At 74.1% G+C, this 4,264-nt stretch carries 5 protein-coding genes; 3 read left to right on the plus strand and 2 right to left on the minus strand.

Annotation, left to right across the window (positions count from 1 at the left end):
* Positions 1-219 precede the first annotated feature (219 nt).
* Entirely contained in the window at positions 220-804 is a 585-nt protein-coding gene (locus GV126_RS15900) for a flavin reductase family protein (RefSeq protein WP_159667046.1), read from the plus strand.
* A 67-nt stretch (positions 805-871) separates the two neighbouring features.
* Here the strand turns inward: GV126_RS15900 and arfB are convergent, their stop codons facing one another.
* A complete protein-coding gene (gene arfB / locus GV126_RS15905; protein ID WP_159667049.1) occupies positions 872-1,309 on the minus strand; it encodes an alternative ribosome rescue aminoacyl-tRNA hydrolase ArfB in 438 nt (145 codons plus the stop codon).
* A 172-nt stretch (positions 1,310-1,481) separates the two neighbouring features.
* On the opposite strand from arfB, the gene GV126_RS15910 reads away from it, so the two are divergent.
* Positions 1,482-2,057 (plus strand): TerD family protein, encoded by a 576-nt coding sequence (locus GV126_RS15910; RefSeq protein WP_028421509.1) that lies wholly within the window; start codon positions 1,482-1,484, stop codon positions 2,055-2,057.
* An 82-nt stretch (positions 2,058-2,139) separates the two neighbouring features.
* Positions 2,140-2,655, plus strand: coding sequence for a GNAT family N-acetyltransferase (locus GV126_RS15915; RefSeq protein WP_159667052.1), 516 nt, complete (start codon positions 2,140-2,142; stop codon positions 2,653-2,655).
* A gap of 116 nt (positions 2,656-2,771) precedes the next feature.
* On the opposite strand, the gene GV126_RS15920 is transcribed toward GV126_RS15915, so the two are convergent.
* Complete coding sequence (locus GV126_RS15920; RefSeq protein ID WP_159667055.1) at positions 2,772-4,133, minus strand: M1 family metallopeptidase; 1,362 nt, start codon at positions 4,131-4,133, stop codon at positions 2,772-2,774.
* Positions 4,134-4,264: the final 131 nt, after the last annotated feature.

Below are 4,264 nucleotides of genomic sequence, written 5' to 3' on the forward strand. Positions count from 1 at the left end.
GCGCGGGGGCGGGGGCGCTGCGGCGGGGCGGGGGCGGGGGGGCGGGGGGGGCGGTCTGGGGTGGCTCGCGCGGGGCGGGCAGGTGGCGGGCGGCCGTGTGCGGGCGGCGTGATGGTCCGGTGGACGTGCGGGGGCGGGCGTGGTGGTCCGGTGGTCCTAGGTCCGGCTTCGGGCCAGGGGCCGATGCGGGCCGCGCGGACCGGTGATTAGCGTTGATGTGTGCTGAACACATCTCCCGCGCCGTCCTCCGCCTCTCCCGCCGCCCTCTCCGGGCATGCTGAGGGGGTGAGCAACGACGAGTTCCGCGCCGCTATGTCCCGGCTGGCCGCCGGCGTGGTCCTGGTGACCGCGCAGGAGCCGCCGCTGGACCCGGACGACCCGATGGCGCCGCGCGGCGAGGACGTGGGCATGACCGCCACGGCGTTCGTGTCCGTGTCCCTGGACCCGCCCCTGGCCCTGGTCAGCCTGCGCGAGGGCTCCCGCATGGACGACCTGCTCGCCGAACAGCCGCTGTGGGCGGTGTCCCTCCTCGCCGAGAGCCAGCGCCACATCGCCGGCCGGTTCGCGATGAAGGGCCGCCTCAGCGACCGCCTGCTCTTCGAGGACATCCCCTACGTCCGCGGCGAGGCCACCGGAGCCCCGCTGGTGGGCGGCGCCCTGGCCACCCTGGAACTGCGCACCGAGCAGCGGGTGCCCGCGGGCGACCACACCCTGGTCGTCGGCCGGGTCCTGACGGCCCGTCTGCCCAGCGCGGACGGCGGCCCGCTGCTGTACTTCCGCGGGCGCTACCGGCGCCTGGGCTGACGCGGACGCCCCCGGTGCCCGGCCCGAGCACACCGGGGGCGATGCCCGGCGCGGGCCGCGGGGGCGGTCATCCCCAGTCCCGGCCCGAGCGCTCCCGCTTGGTCTGCGAGCGCTGCTTCTTCTCCCGCAGCCGACGCTCGTTGACGCCCCGTGGGATCCGCGTGGGCCGGCGCGGCCTCGGCGGGGGTGCGGTCGCCTCGGCGAGGAGCGCGGCCATGCGCACGGCGGCGGCCTCGCGGTTGCGCCACTGGGAGCGGTGCTCGGAGGCGCGCACGGTCAGGACGCCGTCCACCAGCCGCCCCGCCAGATTCCGCAGCGCGCGCTCCTTCCACACCTCGGGCAGGGACTCGGTGCGCGCCAGGTCGAAGCTCAGCTCGACACGGGAGTCGCTGGTGTTCACGTGCTGCCCGCCGGGCCCCGAGGACCGCGAGAAGCGCCAGCCCAGTTCGGCCTCGGGGAGCGCGACGGAGCCGCGGATGACATAGGGACCGGACATGCCTTCCATGTTCCCGCTCGGCGCCCGGTGGCGTCACGCGGATTTCCGCGGGCGCCGGCCGTTCGAACCCCGTGGGTAAAAAAGGTAAAGGACTCCGGAACCACGGGGACCCCCTTCGACGTTCCTAGGGATGGCGGTAGCTTTCGTCCGCACACGCACCGAGGGAAGGGACTCCCAAACCATGGCTGTAAGCCTGTCCAAGGGCGGCAACGTCTCGCTCACGAAGGAAGCTCCGGGCCTGACCGCCGTCACCGTGGGCCTCGGCTGGGACGTCCGCACCACCACCGGCACGGACTTCGACCTCGACGCGTCGGCCATCGCGGTCAACGCCCAGGGCAAGGTGTACTCCGACGCCCACTTCGTGTTCTTCAACAACAAGCAGACCCCGGACAACTCCATCGTCCACACCGGCGACAACCGCACCGGCGAGGGCTCCGGCGACGACGAGGCGATCAACGTCAACCTCGCGGCGCTCCCGGCCGACATCGACAAGGTCGTCTTCCCGGTCTCCATCTACGACGCCGAGAACCGCGGGCAGAACTTCGGCCAGGTCCGCAACGCCTACATCCGCATCGTCAACCAGGCCGGCGGCGCCGAGATCGCCCGCTACGACCTGTCGGAGGACGCGGCCACCGAGACCGCCATGGTCTTCGGCGAGCTGTACCGCAACGGCGCGGAGTGGAAGTTCCGCGCGGTCGGCCAGGGTTACGCCTCCGGCCTGGTCGGCATCGCCCAGGACTTCGGCGTCAACGTCTGACCGACGCACCCCGGCACCCGCCCGCGCACCGGCCGCCGGGCGCCCCTCCCCCAGTGGCGGGCGCCCGCGGTACGGTGCGCCGGTGATCGTCGAACCCCTCCCCCTCACTCCCGACCACGATCTGCCGGGCGAGGTGCTGACCGAACTGACCGCGCTGTACGCCTCCAACCGCGACTTCCCCGCGCTCAGCGGCGACTTCCCCGACCCCGACGACATCCGGCCGGAGCAGGTGGCGACCGCGCTGGCCGGCGAGCTGGCCCAGCCGGACGCCGAGGTGCTGCTCGCGCGCAGCGAGGGCCGGCTGGTGGGCGTCGCGGTCACGCTGGCCCACCATCCCGACCCGGCCGACCCGGACCCGTGGATCGGGCTGCTGATGGTGGACGCGCGCCGGCAGCGGCAGGGGCACGGGCGGCGGCTGGTGCAGCTGCTGGAGGACCGCTTCCGCCGCGCCGGACGCACCGCCGTGCGCCTGGCCGTGCTGGAGAACAACCCCAAGGGCCTCGCCTTCTGGACCGCCCTCGGCTACGAGGTGATCGACCACCGCGCGGACCGCGCGCAGGGCCGGCCCTGCGCGGTGCTGCGCAAGCGGCTGGACTGAGCCGATGGACTGAGCCGCGGTACCGCGCGAGCGGCTGCCCGCCCGAGCCGGGGCCGGCGGGGACGGCCGGCCCGGGGACGTGGGCCAGGGCCCAGAGGCGATGCGCAGGCGCCCGGTCAGGGCTGCGGCGGCTTGCCGTCGCCGTACAGCCAGTCGCGCCAGATCCCCGTGAAGTCCTTGTCCGGGGCCTTCTTCTCCACATAGGCCGTGAAGTCGGCGGTGCCGGCGGTGCCGTGGCGGTGGGCGGCGGCCCAGCCCTGGAGGATGTCGTGGAAGAGGTCGTCGCCGACGGTTCGGCGGATCCGGTGCAGGACCATCGCGCCGCGGTCGTAGACGGGCCGGTCGGAGATGTGGGCCGCGTCCGTGGGCCGGGCCGGCGCAAAGGCCCACAGGTCCGCGTCGTCCGAGCGGTACAGCGCGTCGAAGGCCTGCTGCGCGGTGGGGCCGTCGTGGTCCTCGTCCCACAGCCACTCCGCGTAGGTGGCGAAGCCCTCGTTGAGCCACATGTCCCGCCAGTTCTCCGGGGTGACGGAGTCGCCGTACCACTGGTGGGCGAGTTCGTGGACCAGGGTGGGCACATCGGGGGCGCCGGGGAAGACGGGACGGTTCTGGGTCTCCAGGGCGTAGCCGACGTCCTCGGGCCGGTCGACGATCGCTCCGGTGGAGGAGAACGGGTAGGGGCCGAAGGAGTCCTGCGCCCACCGCATGATCTCGGGCAGCCGGGCGAGCACCGGACGGCTCGCCGCGGCCTGGACGGGATCGACGGCGACGTACGACGGCAGGTGACCCGGCAGCGTCGAGCGGGTGATCTCGTAGTGGCCGATCGCGAGCGTGGCCAGGTAGCTCGCCATCGGCTCGGCGGTGTGCCAGCGGAAGGTGGTACGGCCCGCGGTGGTGGTCTCGTCGCTCAACTCGCCGTTGGAGACGGCCTGGAGCCCCTGGGGCACGGTGATCGCCACGTCGTAGGCGGCCTTGTCGGAGGGGTGGTCGTTCACCGGGAACCAGGCCATCGCGCCCACCGGTTCCCCGAGGGCCAGGGCGCCGTCGGCGGTGCGCAGCCAGCCCTCCTCGGAGCGGTCGGGGTCGGTGAGGGTCTGCGGGGTGCCGGAATAGCGGACGGTCACCTCGAAGGTCTCGCCCCGGCGCAGCTCGTCGTGCGGCCGGACGGTCAGCTCCTGTCCGGCCCGCTGGAAGCGGGCGCCGCGGCCCTCGACGGCCACGGACGTCACCCGCAGGCCCTTCAGGTCCAGGTCGAAGGCCGACAGGTCCTCGGTGGCGCGGGCGGTGATCACCGCGGTGCCGGTCAGCCGGGTGCGGCCCGGGTCGTAGGCGAGGGTGAGGCCGTAGTGGCCGACGTCGTAGCCGCCGTTGCCGGCCTTGGGGAAGTACGGATCGCGCAGGCCGAAGCCGCCGGGCCGGCCGTGCACACCGCCGTCGCAAGCCGTCACGGCGAGGGCGAGCAAGGCCGTGGCGGCCACAGCGGTCCGGACGGACCGAACGGACCGAACGGTCCGGACGGACCGAACGGTCCGGACGGACCGGACGGCCCGGACGGCCCGGACGGACCACCGGGAGCCTGGGGCGGCGGACCGGGCGTCGGGGGTGGAGG

Origin of the sequence: Streptomyces mexicanus (assembly GCF_902506575.1) — a bacterium.
GTDB lineage: Bacteria > Actinomycetota > Actinomycetes > Streptomycetales > Streptomycetaceae > Streptomyces > Streptomyces mexicanus.